Here is a 13,684-nt window from a genome sequence, read left to right as displayed (position 1 = left end):
GAAGCGGTCGAGCCTTCCCAAGGAGCAGGGCCATGGCGCGCACCCGGATGGTCGTGGTCGGCGGGGACGCCGCCGGCATGAGTGCGGCATCGCAGGCGCGCCGGCGCCGGCCCGCCTCTGACCTCGAGATCGTGGCGTTCGAGCGGGGGCCACACACCTCCTACTCGGCCTGCGGGCTGCCCTACTACGCCGGCGGCGTGGTCGCGGACTGGAACGAGCTGATCACCCGGAACCCGGCCCAGTTCGCCGAGCAGGGCATCGACGCCCGCACCGGCCACCTGGTCGAGGAGGTCGACCTGGTGGCCGGGCGGGTGCGCGTGCGCGAGCTGGCCGGCGGGAGGACCTTCGACGAACCGTGGGACGTGCTGGTGGTCGCCACCGGCTCGGAGCCGATCCGGCCGCCGCTGCCCGGCATCGACCTGCCAGGCGTCCACGGCCTCTCGATCCTCCAGGACGGCATCGACCTGCGCCGGGCAGTGGACGCCAAGCCGGACCGGGCGGTCGTCATCGGCGGCGGCTACATCGGGCTCGAGGTGGCCGAGGCGCTCGTCTACCGGGGCGTGCCCACCTCCCTGGTCGAGCAGGGCCCCGAGGTGATGAGCAGCGTCGACCCGGACATGGGGGCGCTGGTCGGCGAGGCCCTGCGCGAGGCCGGCGTGGAGGTCTTCACCGACGAGAAGGTCGAGGCGGTCGAGGGCGGCAGCCGGGTGCGCGCGGTGCGCACCGCCGCCCGGACCCTGCCCGCCGACCTCGTCGTGCTCGGCCTCGGCACGCGGCCCGCCACCCGCCTGGCCCACGAGGCCGGCATCGCCATCGGCCAGACCGGCGCGATCGTGGTCGGGCCCCGCATGCAGACGCCGCAGGAGGGCGTCTGGGCGGCCGGGGACTGCGTGGAAACGCGCCACCTGGTCTCCGGCGCGCCGGTCAACTACCACCTGGGCACGATCGCCAACAAGCAGGGCCGGGTCTGCGGCATCAACCTGGGCGGCGGGTACGCCACCTTCCCGGGCGCACTGGGGACCGCGGTGACCCAGATCTGGCCGGTCGAGGTGGCCCGGACCGGGCTGTCAGAGGCCGAGCTGGCCCCGCTCGGGCTTGAGTACGAGACCGTTTCGGTCGACTCGACCACCCGGGCCGGTTACTTCCCGGGCGCGGCCCCGATCCGGACCAAGGTGATCGCCGAGCGGCGCTCCGGCCGGCTCCTCGGCGCCCAGATCGTCGGCCGGGAGGGCGCCGCCAAGCGGATCGACGTGTTCGCCACCGCACTGTGGAACCGCATGACCGTCGACGACATGGTCCACCTCGACCTGTCCTACGCACCGCCCTTCGCGCCGGTCTGGGACCCGGTGCTCATCTCGGTGCGCAAGCTCAGCGAGCGGATCGAGGACACCCTGCGGGACTGCCGGTGAACGCCTCCCGCGTCACGACGCCCCGGAGCCGAACAGCTCGACGCGGTGGTCGGCGCACAGCCCCAGCGAGGTCGCTTCCTGGCGGCCGCAGGCGCGCACCGTCCCGTCCGGCATGTGCACGTCGGCCCAGCAGGTGTCCTCGGGCTGTGGGGTGCGGAACAGCGCCCGGGCCGCGGCCAGGGACAACAGGGGACGTGGGTTCTCTCCCGATGCGCTCATCACGTTCACGGTTCCCGAGCCGGGGGCTTGATCAACCCCTCAATCGGCAGGGCCACCGGGCCGGATTAGGCATCCGCGGATCCCAGGCGACGAGCAGGGGGCTCGCCTTGGAGGGTCCGGTTCTGGTCCACTATGTCCCGCTCGCCAGCTCCTCCCGTTCGGTGGCCGTGCGGCCACGCCTCGACGAAGGTCAGCGCCACCAATGCTCCTACGCTCGCATCCTCTCGACGTCCTGCTCGGCATCGTCCTGATCCTGGCCGCGCTGAGCGGCTGGCGGCGGGGCTTCACCGTCGTCGTGCTCGGCTATGCCGGGCTGCTCGTCGGGCTCGCCCTCGGCGCCTGGGCCGCGACCCGGGTCGGGCTGGTGATCTCCAGCGAGGACTCGCTGCGCCGCATCTTCATCGGTGTCGCCGTGTTCTTCACGGTCGCGGCCGTCTGCCACACCGTCGCGATCCGCCTGGGCAAGATCGCCCGCGACGCCCTGGACGGCCAGCTCACCTCCCGCCTGGACTCCGTGGGCGGGGCGGTGGTGGCCGCCGCCGTGGCCGCGATCGCGCTCTGGTTCGTCGGCCTGACGCTGTCCGGCTCGGTGCCGCAGGTGTCGAAGGCGGTGGCCAACTCGGTGATCCTCACCACCATCGACCAGCACGCGCCCCGCCCGCCCGCCGCCCTGGCCGAGCTGCGCGGCATCCTGGCCCGCTCGCCGTTCCCGGACGCGTTCGCCAGCCTGCGTCCGCCGCAGACCTCCGGGGATCCGCCCCTGGCGGCGAAGACGCCCGGGATCACGCGCGCCTCCGCCGTGACGCTGCGGATCGAGGGCGAGGGCTGTGGCGGCCTGCTGTTCGGCAGCGGCTTCCCGGTGCCCGGCAACTACGTCGTCACCAACGCCCACGTGGTCGCCGGCACCCGCGACCACCATGTCCGCCTGAGCAACGGCAGGCAGCGGTTCGCGGCCAGGGTCGTCTGGTTCGACTCCAAGCGCGACCTGGCCCTGCTGCGGGTGCCGGGGCTCAAGCTGCGGCCGTTGACCCTGGCCGACGTGACCCCGCCGGTGCCCGGAGCGGTCATCGGCTACCCGGGCGGCGGGCGCCAGCAGGTGGTGGGCGCCCAGGTGTACTCCAAGACGGTGGCGAGGGGCCGTGACATCTACTCCCGCTCCCTGGTGACGCGGCAGATCTACGTGCTGCGGGCCGTGGTCCGCAGGGGCGACAGCGGCGGCCCGGTGGTGGACAGGAACGGCCGGGCCCTCGGCGTGGTGTTCGCGGCCTCCAAGCTCGACGACCAGGAGGGGTTCGCGCTGACCAACGCGGAGCTGCGGGCCACCCTGGCCGCCGCCGGGAGCCGCGCCGGGGCGGTCCCGACCGGCGCCTGCGCCGCCTGAGCACCGAGAAATATACGACAGTCTCTTTACGGCAGCCGCGCGGATGTAGCACAATAGTGAGACGCGACGAGCTGGAAGAGGGCAAGCCATGCGCCTCGCTGAGACGGCAGCGCCGGTCGCCGGTCCGGACGGCGCCCCCTGGGTCAGCTTCGACACCGATCCCAGCCGCTACCGCCACTGGACTCTCGCCGTCGACGGGCCCGTGGCCACCCTCGCCCTGGCCACCCAGGAGGACGGGGGGCTGCACCCCGGCTACACCCTGAAGCTGAACTCCTACGACCTCGGTGTCGACATCGAGCTGCACGACGCCGTCCAGCGCCTGCGCTTCGAGCATCCCGAGGTGCGCGCGGTCGTGCTCACCAGCGGCAAGGACGGGGTCTTCTGTGCCGGGGCCAACATCCGCATGCTCGCCCAGGCTCCCCACCCCTTCAAGGTCAACTTCTGCAAGTTCACCAACGAGACCCGCAACGCCATCGAGGATGCCAGCGTCCATTCCGGCCAGGTCTGGCTGTGCGCGGTCAACGGCACTGCCTCCGGGGGCGGCTACGAGCTGGCCCTGGCCTGCGAGCACATCCTGCTCGTCGACGACGGCGCCAGCGCCGTGTCCCTGCCCGAGGTCCCGCTGCTCGGCGTGCTGCCCGGCACCGGCGGGCTGACCCGCATCGTGGACAAGCGCGGGGTGCGGCGCGACCACGCCGACTTCGTCTGCACGGTCGCCGAGGGCGTGCGCGGCGCCCGGGCCGTGGCGTGGCGGCTGGTCGACGAGCTGGCGCCCCGGAGCCGCCTGGCCGAGGCGGTCCGCGCCCGCGCCGAGGAGCTGGCCGCCCGCTCCGACCGGCCCGCCGACGCGGCTGGGGTGCCCCTGCCGCCCCTGGAACGCAACCTGGACGGCACCCGCCTGGCCTGGCCGAACGTCACCGTCGAGCTGGACCGTGGCGCGCGGCTGGCCACCTTTACCGTGCGCGGGCCCCGCGAACCCCAGCCGGCCCATCTCGACGGCATCCACGCGGCCGGCGCGGCCTGGTGGCCGCTGGCGGTCGCCCGCGAGCTCGACGACGCGATCCTGCTCCTCCGCTTCAACGAGCTGGAGCTCGGCACCTGGGTGCTGCGCACCGAGGGCGACCCAGCCGCGGTCGCGGCCGTGGACCAGGCGCTGCTCACCCACGACGGCGACTGGTTCGTGCGCGAGGTCGTCCTGCACCTCAAGCGGACGCTCAAGCGCCTGGACCTCACCTCCCGCAGCCTGGTCGCGCTGGTCGAGCCGGGGAGCTGCTTCACCGGCACGCTTCTCGAGCTGGCCCTGGCCGCCGACCGCACCTTCATGCTGGAAGGGAGCTTCGATCCGGAGGGGCCCGGGGGACCCGGCACGGGTGCCCGGGTGGGGCGAGGGGGTGCCCCGGAGGATCGGGCCGACACCCCTCCAGCGACCCTGTCGCTCACCGGGATGAACCTCGGCCCCCTGCCGGCGGCCAACGGGCTGTCCCGGCTCGAGAACCGCTTCCTGGACCGCCCCGACGAGCTGGAGGCGGCCAGCGCCCGGCTCGGCGAGCCGCTGGAGGCGGCCGAGGCCGACGCGCTCGGGCTGGTCACCTTCACCTACGACGACATCGACTGGGCCGACGAGGTCCGCCTCGCACTCGAGGAGCGGGCCAGCCTCTCCCCGGACGCGCTCACCGGCATGGAGGCGTCCCTGCGCTTCGGCGGCCCCGAGACCATCGAGACCAAGGTCTTCGGCCGCCTGTCGGCCTGGCAGAACTGGGTGTTCCAGCGCCCCAACGCGGCCGGCGAGGAAGGGGCGCTGCGCCGCTTCGGCACCGGCACGCGCCCCAACTTCGACCCGAGAAGGGTGTGATCGGCGTGTCGCGGATCGACTACCAGCAGCAGATCCCGAACAACGTCAGCCTCTCCGACAACCGCCGCCTGCTCCGCGCCCTCGAGTCGTGGCAGCCGAAGTACATGCAGTGGTGGCACGAGATGGGACCGGTCGGGTTCCAGGGCGACGACGTCTACCTGCGCACCGCCATCTCCACCGACATCAAGCGCGAGTCGGCCTGGGGGTACGTGAAGCTGCCCGACTACCGCTGGGGCATCTTCCTCACCGACCCCGACCCTGACCGCCGCATCAGCCACGGCGAGTTCAAGGACCAGCCGGTCTGGCAGGAGGTGCCGGGCGAGTTCCGCAACCCGCTGCGCCGCCTGATCGTCGTCCAGGGCGACACCGAGCCCGCCTCGGTCGAGCAGCAGCGCCACCTCGGGCACACCTGCCCGAGCCTGTACGACCTGCGCAACATCTTCCAGGTCAACGTCGAGGAGGGCAGGCACCTGTGGGCCATGGTCTACCTGCTCGACGCCTACTTCGGGCGGGACGGCCGCGACGAGGCCGAGGCGCTGCTCGAGCGGAGCTCCGGGGACGCCGACAAGCCGCGGATCCTGGGTGCGTTCAACGAGCCGACCCCCGACTGGCTGTCGTTCTTCATGTTCACCTTCTTCACCGACCGGGACGGCAAGTACCAGCTCGCCTCCCTGGCCGAGAGCGCCTTCGACCCGCTCTCCCGCACGGTGCAGTTCATGCTGCGGGAGGAGGCGCACCACATGTTCATCGGCACCACCGGCATCGCCCGGGTGATCCAGCGCGCCTGCGAGCTGGCCCGCGAGGCGGGTGCGACCGACGACGTCCGCCGCCACGGCGGCATCGACCTGCCCTTGGTCCAGAAGTACGTGAACCTGCACTTCAGCGTCTCGCTGGACCTGTTCGGCAACGAGCTGTCCAGCAACGCGGCCAGCTACTTCACCGCCGGCCTGAAGGGCCGCTTCCAGGAGACCAGGCGCAACGACGACCACCGCCTGCTCGGCGCCACCTACCCGGTTCCCGAGTTCGACGGCGGGCGCATCGGCACGGTCGAGGCGCCCGCGCGGAACGCCATGAACGAGTGCCTGCGCGACGACTACGTCGACGACTGCCAGCGCGGGGTCAACAGCTGGAACAAGATCATCGCCAAGGCCGGGCCCGACTTCCGGATCAACCTGCCCCACCGCGGCTTCAACCGGCAGGTCGGCGTGTTCGCCGGCACCCGGATCTCCCCGGAGGGCCGGCCCGTGAGCCAGGAGGAGTGGGACCAGCGGGTCGGCGAGTGGCTGCCGACCGACGCCGACCGCGAGTACGTCGCCTCGCTCATGCACCCGGTCACCGAGCCTGGGAAGATGGCCAACTGGATCGCCCCCCCGGCCACCGGCATCAACGACAAGCCGGTGGGCTACGAGTATGTGAAGTTCCACGGCCGCGGCTGACGCGCGGGTCGGTGACCGCGCAGCGACGGGAGGTGGTGGGCAGATGGCCGACAGGCTGGACGCCCGTGGGCAGACGGCCGGCAGGCTGAACGCCAGCGAGTGGCTGCTCGACCGGCGGGTCGAGGCCGGGGACGGCGACCGGGTCGCGGTCGAGTGCGGCGGGGAGCGCATCACCTACGCCGACCTGGCCGGCCGGGTCGCTCGCACCGCGGCCGCGCTGGCCGGGCTCGGGGTGCGGCCCGAGGAGCGGGTGCCCCTGGTGCTCGAGGACGGGCCCGACTTCGTGGCCGCGTTTCTCGGCGCGCTGCGCCTGGGCGCGGTGCCGGTGCCCCTGTCCACCATGCTGACCGGGCCCGAGCTGGCCTTCCAGTGCAGCGACGCGCGCGCCCGGGTGGCGGTCGCCTCGGCCGCGCTGGCGCCGACGGTGGGCGAGATGGCCGGCCTGGCGTCCGAGGAGCTGACCGACCTGGTCGTGGCCGGCGACGGCGCGGTCGAGACGCCGGCGGGGACGCGCCGCCACCGCCTGGCCGAGCTGCTGGCGGGCGCGGGAGCGTCCACCACCGCCTACCCGACCTGGCCGGACTCCCCCGCCTTCTGGCTCTACACCTCGGGCACCACCGGGCGGCCCAAGGCGGCCATGCACCGCCACGCCGACCTGCCCTTCACCGCCGAGACCTACGGCCGGCAGGTGCTCGGGATCACCCCGGACGACCGCTGCTACTCGGTGGCCAAGCTGTTCTTCGCCTACGGGCTGGGCAACTCGCTGACCTTCCCGCTGTCGGTCGGGGCCACCACCGTCCTCGACCCGGCCCGGCCGACCCCGCAGGGGGTGGCCGCGGCGGTGCGCGGGGCCCGCCCGACGCTGTTCTTCGCGGTGCCCACCTTCTACGCGGCGCTGCTCGCGGCCGAGCTGCCCCCTGACACGTTCGCGTCGGTGCGGCTGGCCGTCTCGGCCGGGGAACCACTCCCGGCCTGGCTGTACCACCGGTTCTCCGACCGCTTCGGCGTCGAGATCCTCGACGGCATCGGTACCACCGAGGCGCTGCACATCTTCATCTCCAACCGGCCGGGCGACATCCGCCCGGGCACCTCCGGCCAGGTGGTCCCCGGCTACCAGGCCAGGCTGGTCGACGACGAGGGCGCTCCCGTCCCGCCGGGTGAGAACGGCCACCTGCTGGTGTCCGGGGAGTCTGTGGCGACCGGCTACTGGTGCCGGACCGCGGTGAGCCGGCGAACCTTCCAGGGCGAGTGGCTGCGCACCGGCGACGTGTACACCTGCACCGAGGACGGCCTGTTCACCTATGCCGGCCGGTCCGACGACATGATCAAGGCGGGCGGCATCTGGGTCTCCCCGGCCGAGGTCGAGGCCACCCTGGTCCAGCACGACGACGTGCTCGAGGCGGCGGTGGTGGCCAGGCGCAGCGCCGACGGGGTGCCGGAGCCGGCCGCGTACGTGGTCCTCCTGCCTGGCCGCACGCCAAAGGCCGACGAGCTGGTCGACTTCTGCCGGGAGCGGCTCGCCTCGTTCAAGCGGCCACGCCAGGTGCTGTTCGTCGACGAGCTGCCCAAGACCGCGACCGGCAAGATCCAGCGCTTCAAGCTACGCGATGCCCCCTGACGGGGCAGACCCGGGACCCGACGCGGCGGAGCCGGGACCCGACAGGGCAGACCCGGGACCCGACGGGGCAGACCGGGGACCGGCGGGCAAGCTCGTCACCATGCGCGAGGCGGTCGCCCGCCTGGTGTCCCCGGGTGCCCGGCTCGCCTGTGGCCTTGCCCTGGAGGCGGCCATCCCGTTCGCCTTCACCCACGAGGTCATCCGCCAGGACCGGCGCGGGCTGCACCTGGTCGGGCCGATCGCCGACGCCGTGTTCGACCAGCTCATCGGGGCCGGCTGCGTGGCCACGGTGGAAGCCGCCTGGGTCGGGAACGTGACCACCGGCTCCGGCTACTGCTTCCGGCGCGCGGTCGAGCACGGGCGGCCGGCGCCGCTCACCGTCCGGCAACACACCAACCTGACGATCTCGCTCGCGCTCCAGGCCCAGGCGTCCGGGGTCGGGTTCCTGCCCACCCGCACCGCGCTCGGCTCGGCCATTGCCAGCGACCACGACGGGTTCCAGCCGATCGCCTGCCCGTTCACCGGGGCGCCGCTGCTCGCGGTCCGCGCGGTCGCCCCCGACGTGGCCGTCGCGCACGTGCAGCGGGCCGACCGGCACGGCAACGCCCAAGCCTGGGGCAACCTCGGCGTGACCCTGGAGGCCCTCGGCGCAGCCCGGGCGGTCGTGGTGGTCGCCGAGGAGCTGGTCGACACCGCCACGATCCGCGCCGCGCCCTGGCACACCCTGGTGCCCGGCGCCCTGGTCACGGCCGTGGTGCACGAGCCGGGCGGGACCCACCCGGCCCCGCTGCAGGGCGTTCGCGGGCACGACGCGGCCGCCTACCGAGGCCTACGCCCAGGCGAGTGCGACCGAGGAGGACTTCCAGGCCTGGCTCGAGCGCTGGGTGCTCGGCGTCGGTGACCGGCGCGGCTACCTGGCCCTGCTCCGCGAGGAGGGCGGCGATGCCTGACCGCTGGACGACCCGGGAGCTGATGGTCGCCTGCGCGGCCCGGGAGCTCCACGACGGCGACGTCGTCTTCGTCGGCATGCGGCTGCCGCTGCTCGCGTTCGCGCTGGCCAAGGCCACGCACGCGCCCGGCGCGCTGGGGCTGTTCGAGAACGGAGTGGTGCGCGACACCCCGCCCACGGGCACGGTGGTCACCATGAGCGACCCTGCCAACCTCGACGGAGCGCTGTGGACGGGCCCGATGCGGACCGTGATGGTGTGGCTGGCCGCCGGCCGGGTCGACGCCGGCTTCATCGGCGGCGCCCAGATCGACCGGCACGCCAACCTGAACACGACCAGGATCGGCCCGGCCGGGTCCTCGGGCGGCGCGACTCCCTGCCTGCGGCTGCCCGGCAGCGGCGGCGGCTGTGACATCGCTTCGGCGGCCCGGCGCCTGCTCGTGGTCATGGCCCACGAGCCCAGGCGCTTCGTCGCTCGGGTGGACCACCTGACCAGCCCCGGCTACGGCGACGGGCCGGGCTGGCGGGAGCGGGTCGGCCTGCCGGCTTGCGAGTCGGTGACCCTGATCACGACCCGGGCGGTGCTGCGGGCGACCGGAGACAGCGGCGCGTTCCAGCTCGTCTCCGTCCACCCAGGGGAGACCCGGGACGGAGTCGTCGCGGCCACGCCCTGGACCTGGCCAGAGACCGGCCCGGACGCGGTGCCCGAGACCGAGCCACCCACTCCCCAGGCGCTCGTCGCCCTCCGGTGGCTCGACCCGCAACGGGTCTGGACCGCCGATGCATGAACCCGACCGGAAGGCCCCGGACCCTGCGGCAAGGCGCGAGCTGGCCCCCCCAGACCCCCGGTCCCTCCGGAGGGCCAGCCTTGGGCCCCCCGGACCCCCCGATCCCACCGGGAGGCCAGGCCTGAGCCCCCCGGACCCCCTGTTGCGGCGGCGGTCGGTCGGGGAGCCGGCCGCCCGCTCGCTGCTGCTCACCGTCCTCGGGGAGTACATGCTCGACCTGGGCGAGCCGGTCTGGACCGGGGCGCTGCTGCGCGGGCTGGCCGCCCTCGGCGTGGGCGGCCCGGCCGCCCGCCAGGCGGTCACCCGCAGCGCCGCCGAGGGGTGGCTGGCCCGGGACCGGGTCGGCCGCCGGACCCGCTGGCTGCTCACCCCGCCAACCCGCGACCTGCTGATCCGGGGCCGGGAGCGCATCTACGGCTTCCAGGGCATCACCACCGACTGGGACGGCCGCTGGCTGCTGGTGATGGTGAGCGTCCCCGAAGGCCGGCGCGACGACCGGCACCGGGTCCGGACCCGGCTGGCCTGGGCCGGGTTCGGCTCCCTGGGCCAGGGGACCTGGATCACCCCGCACCTGGGGCGGGAGCGGGAGGCGCTGCTGGCCGTCGAGGACCTCGGCCCCGGGGTCCAGGCCGCCTCGTTCGTGGCCCGCCACGGCAGCATCGGCGAGGAACGTGAGCTGGTAGCGAGCGCCTGGGGCAGGCTCGACCGGCTGGAGCGCCACTACGGGGCGTTCGCCGACGCGTTCGGCCGCCGGCAGCTGGGCCCGTGCGCCGAGGACGCGTTCGTCGCCCAGACCCGCCTGGTCCACGAGTGGCGGAAGTTCCCGTTCCTGGATCCTGGCCTGCCCGAGCGGTTCCTGCCAGCTGGCTGGCGCGGGGTCGAGGCCAGCGAAGTGTTCCGCCGCCGCCACGCCGAGTGGGCCGCCCCGGCCACCGCCTGGTTCCGCTCCGGCAACCGCGAGTAGCAGGCGGCACAGCTCCGGCAGAGATCGGCGTATCACGGGCAGACCGGCGTATCACGCGGGGCTGCATCCTGCTCTGACGCTCAAGAGCCACGAACGCTCAACGCTCATGGTGGAGGCGGGAATGTCATGACCGACGACGACCGGATCACCCCCTACGACGGGCCGACCGAGACCGACCGGGACGACAACCCGCAGCCGGTCGCCAAGGGGGCGGCCGAGGACGACGACCCCGAGGGGCAGGCTGGCGCGGAGCTTCCCGACGAGGAGGGATGAGCCGTGGCGAACTGGTACCTCGCTCCCTCCCTGCGCGCGCTGTTCGCCGAGGTCAACCGTGCCGCACCCGGCCGCCGCAAGCAGAGCGACGGCACCGTCGGCGACAGCAGCCACAAGCGCCGCAAGTCCGATCACAACCCGGACTGGGGCGCGGGTGGGGTGGTCCGGGCGGTTGACTTGACCCACGACCCAGCCGGCGGGCTTGACTGCAACTGGCTGGCCGGGAAGCTCCAGGCAAGCCACGACCCGCGGGTCTCCTACGTCATCTGGAACCGTCGCATCATGAGCGGGAGCGGCGGGCCGAGCCCATGGCGATGGCGCAGGTACAACGGCCAGAACCCGCACAACCACCACCTGCACGTTTCGATCATGCACTCGCGCGCGGCGGAGACCGACACCGGGTCCTGGCTCGGCGGCCCACCGGCGACCGTCCTCATCGGCTCAGTCGACCCCGTCGTGCGGAAAGGTTGGGATGAGATGGCAACCAAGGACGAGCTCAAGACGGCGGTGCGCGAGGTCCTCCGCGAGGAGCTCCAGAACGCCCTGAGCATCATGATCGAGGGGGACCCCGGCACCAACGACGGTGGCTCGCACCCCCACAACCTGCGAAACATCAACAGGGCCGCCGCGGCCATCAGGACCAAGGTCGGCGCCTGAGCGGTTGGGCGCGTGCCGGGCTCCGGGCAGCGGCCCGGTGACCAGGATCTCCATGGCCGCACCCTGCCCGGGATCTCCATGGCCGCACCTTGCCCGCTCTGGGGATCCCTCGGGCCATGGCACAGGCGCTCTTGGGGGGCCGTGGCGGCGGGATCCACCCGGCCACGGCATCGGCGCCCTTCGGGATCCCCCGGGCCATGGCACAGGCGCCGTTGGGGGGCCGTGGGGGGAGCGAGCTCCCCCCCACATCGACAGAGGACCGCCGGTCGGGCACACCACGCCAGAGCGAGTTCCCCCACCTCGACCGAGGATCGCCGGCTGATGAGCTGCCGGCGACATCCAGCGGCCACACCCTAGCCGGCGAAGCCGTTCCCGCGGGCCATGGCCCGCAGGTCCAGGGCCTTGTCCAGGGTCTGCTCGTCGACGCCGCGGGTGAGCGCGACCTCGCGCAGAGACCGGCCCGAGGCGGCCGCCTCCTTGGCGATCGCGGCCGCCTCGTCGTAGCCCACCACCGGGTTCAGGGCGGTCACGGGGACCAGGGTGGACTCGACCAGCTCCTGGGTGCGTTCCCGGTTGGCCTCGATGCCGTCGATGCACCTGGTGGCGAACTCCCGGCAGGCGGTGGCCAGGTAGGTGATCGACTGGAGCAGGTTCCGGGCCATGAGCGGGACGTAGACGTTGAGCTCGAAGGCCCCGGACAGCCCGCCGACGGTGATCGCGGCGTCGTTCCCGATCACCTGGGCCGACACCTGGGTCAGGACCTCGCAGAGGACCGGGTTCACCTTGCCCGGCATGATCGAGGAGCCCTTCTGCAGCTCGGGCAGGAACAGCTCGCCCAGCCCGGCCCGGGGTCCCGAGCCCATCCAGCGGATGTCGTTGGCGATCTTGGTGCAGCTGACCGCGACCGTCTTGAGCGCTCCGCTCAGCTCGACGAGCGCGTCACGGGCGCCCTGGGCCTCGAACGGGTGGGCCGGGGGCGCGAGCCGCAGGTCCAGCACGGCAGCCACGCGGTCGCGGACGCGGGCGGCGAACTCTGGATGGGCGTTCAGGCCGGTGCCGACGGCCGTGCCGCCCAGAGGCAGCTTGCCGACCCGGGGCAGCGCGTCCTCGACCCGGGCGGCGCCCTCGCTGATCTGGGCGGCATACCCGGCCAGCTCCTGGCCGAGGGTGACCGGGACGGCGTCCATCAGGTGGGTGCGCCCGGGCTTGACCACGCCGGCCAGCTCGGCTGCCTTGCGCTCGAGCGACCGCTGCAGGGTGCGCAGGGCGGGCAGGAGGTCGTTGCGGGCGGCGTGGAGCGCGGCCAGGTGCACGGCGGTCGGGAAGGTGTCGTTGGACGACTGGCCCAGGTTGACGTGGTCGTTGGGATGCACGTCCTCGCCGGCCAAGCTGGCCACCACCTCGTTGACGTTCATGTTGGTCGAGGTGCCTGAGCCTGTCTGGAACACGTCGACCGGGAACTGGTCGTCGTGCTCGCCGCCTGCGACCGACTCGGCGGCGGCGGCGATCCGCTCGGCCCGCGCGGCGTCGAGCGCGCCCAGCTCGGCGTTGACCCGGGCCGCCTCGGCCTTGACCCGGGCGAGCATGTGGATGACCTGGATGGGGACGCGCTCGCCGGAGATGGGGAAGTTCCGGATCGCCTTTTCGGTCTCGCCCTTCCACAGCTGCGCCATCGCGACCTCCTCGTCCCGACCGATCACCGGCATGCTACCGGCGGTCCGGTCGTGGACCTAGTGGCGACCCCGGCGACCACGCAATCCCCCCGAAACGGGATGCTTGACCGGCCGGCTGGCTTCCCGGCAACGAGGAAGAGGCGGCCGTGACGCGCCGCCTCTTCCAGGGGAAGCCGGAGAGCCGCGAGCCTGGGCGGCTCGTGGTCTGGCGACCGACGCCGGGACATCACACCGGGCGCCGGGCCGCCCCGGCCCGCTACGACCAGGTGGTCGATTCGGACCGGTTGGTCGCCGTCGATCCGTACGTCATGTTGCTGATTCCCTTTCCGATGTTGCGCTCCCGTGGTCGCCATTTCGGTCCGCCGCCGGGGGGAGCGGCGGACCGAAATATAGCGTGCAGCGCCGGGTGACTCCGCACCTGGGAGGACACGGTGCAGCTCATACGCCTCCTTCGGTCTCCAGGCGACT

The 13,684-nt window shown here is 73.3% G+C and carries 12 protein-coding genes; 10 read left to right on the top strand and 2 right to left on the bottom strand.

The window, feature by feature from the left end; translation table 11 throughout:
* Positions 1-32 precede the first annotated feature (32 nt).
* Entirely contained in the window at positions 33-1,409 is a 1,377-nt protein-coding gene (locus tag VG276_06325) for an FAD-dependent oxidoreductase (protein ID HEV8649018.1), read from the top strand.
* A gap of 12 nt (positions 1,410-1,421) precedes the next feature.
* On the opposite strand, the gene VG276_06320 is transcribed toward VG276_06325, so the two are convergent.
* Positions 1,422-1,628 carry a hypothetical protein gene (locus tag VG276_06320; protein HEV8649017.1) on the bottom strand — a complete coding sequence of 69 codons (207 nt, stop codon included), beginning with the start codon at positions 1,626-1,628 and terminating at the stop codon, positions 1,422-1,424.
* 202 nt (positions 1,629-1,830) lie between these two features.
* Here VG276_06320 and VG276_06315 point away from each other — a divergent pair, with 202 nt between their 5' ends.
* The 9 genes from VG276_06315 (at position 1,831) to VG276_06275 (ending at position 11,543) form a co-directional block, all read left to right on the top strand.
* Positions 1,831-3,009, top strand: coding sequence for a MarP family serine protease (locus VG276_06315; GenBank protein HEV8649016.1), 1,179 nt, complete (start codon positions 1,831-1,833; stop codon positions 3,007-3,009).
* 88 nt (positions 3,010-3,097) lie between these two features.
* The gene (locus tag VG276_06310; protein ID HEV8649015.1) at positions 3,098-4,861 is read left to right on the top strand and encodes an enoyl-CoA hydratase-related protein; all 1,764 of its coding nucleotides are present in this window, start codon (positions 3,098-3,100) and stop codon (positions 4,859-4,861) included.
* A gap of 5 nt (positions 4,862-4,866) precedes the next feature.
* Positions 4,867-6,297 (top strand): benzoyl-CoA 2,3-epoxidase subunit BoxB, encoded by a 1,431-nt coding sequence (gene boxB / locus VG276_06305; protein HEV8649014.1) that lies wholly within the window; start codon positions 4,867-4,869, stop codon positions 6,295-6,297.
* Between the two features lie 43 nt (positions 6,298-6,340).
* Complete coding sequence (locus tag VG276_06300; GenBank protein HEV8649013.1) at positions 6,341-7,915, top strand: benzoate-CoA ligase family protein; 1,575 nt, start codon at positions 6,341-6,343, stop codon at positions 7,913-7,915.
* Between the two features lie 100 nt (positions 7,916-8,015).
* Entirely contained in the window at positions 8,016-8,816 is an 801-nt protein-coding gene (locus VG276_06295) for a CoA-transferase (GenBank protein HEV8649012.1), read from the top strand.
* A gap of 41 nt (positions 8,817-8,857) precedes the next feature.
* Positions 8,858-9,649, top strand: coding sequence for a CoA-transferase (locus VG276_06290; protein ID HEV8649011.1), 792 nt, complete (start codon positions 8,858-8,860; stop codon positions 9,647-9,649).
* A gap of 142 nt (positions 9,650-9,791) precedes the next feature.
* On the top strand, positions 9,792-10,613 hold the full coding sequence (locus VG276_06285) for a PaaX family transcriptional regulator C-terminal domain-containing protein (GenBank protein HEV8649010.1): 822 nt from the start codon (positions 9,792-9,794) through the stop codon (positions 10,611-10,613).
* A 126-nt stretch (positions 10,614-10,739) separates the two neighbouring features.
* The gene (locus VG276_06280) at positions 10,740-10,886 is read left to right on the top strand and encodes a hypothetical protein (GenBank protein HEV8649009.1); all 147 of its coding nucleotides are present in this window, start codon (positions 10,740-10,742) and stop codon (positions 10,884-10,886) included.
* Between the two features lie 3 nt (positions 10,887-10,889).
* Entirely contained in the window at positions 10,890-11,543 is a 654-nt protein-coding gene (locus tag VG276_06275; GenBank protein HEV8649008.1) for a hypothetical protein, read from the top strand.
* Between the two features lie 353 nt (positions 11,544-11,896).
* Here the strand turns inward: VG276_06275 and VG276_06270 are convergent, their stop codons facing one another.
* The gene (locus tag VG276_06270; GenBank protein ID HEV8649007.1) at positions 11,897-13,216 is read right to left on the bottom strand and encodes a class II fumarate hydratase; all 1,320 of its coding nucleotides are present in this window, start codon (positions 13,214-13,216) and stop codon (positions 11,897-11,899) included.
* Between the last annotated feature and the right edge of the window lie 468 nt (positions 13,217-13,684).

This window comes from Actinomycetes bacterium, from assembly GCA_036000965.1.
In the GTDB taxonomy this organism is placed as follows: domain Bacteria; phylum Actinomycetota; class CALGFH01; order CALGFH01; family CALGFH01; genus DASYUT01.
Note: the sequence above shows the minus strand (reverse complement) of the source record. Positions and strands in the feature narration are given on the sequence as shown.